At 52.6% G+C, this 215-nt stretch carries 2 tRNA genes; both read right to left on the bottom strand.

The features are described from left to right. Nucleotides 1-6: 6 nt before the first annotated feature. Nucleotides 7-78: transfer RNA gene (locus HMPREF2943_RS07560), tRNA-Val, on the bottom strand. 58 nt (nucleotides 79-136) lie between these two features. Continuing rightward, nucleotides 137-212 (bottom strand) — tRNA-Gly (locus HMPREF2943_RS07555). Between the last annotated feature and the right edge of the window lie 3 nt (nucleotides 213-215).

The following is a 215-nucleotide window of genomic DNA, read 5'->3' as shown; positions in this document are numbered from 1 at the left end:
TCCTTGTGCGCGATACTGGGATTGAACCAGTGACCTCTTCCGTGTCAGGGAAGCGCTCTCCCACTGAGCTAAACGCGCTTATGTATTTATCAAGACTCTCTACTTATGCCGATAAGGCTGAAGGTCAAGAAAGTCCTGGAGCGGATGACGAGACTCGAACTCGCGACCCTCACCTTGGCAAGGTGATGCGCTACCAACTGCGCTACATCCGCATT

This window comes from Corynebacterium sp. HMSC072D12 (assembly GCF_001813925.1).
In the GTDB taxonomy this organism is placed as follows: Bacteria; Actinomycetota; Actinomycetes; order Mycobacteriales; family Mycobacteriaceae; genus Corynebacterium; species Corynebacterium aurimucosum.
This window is presented reverse-complemented; position numbering and strand designations above follow the sequence as displayed.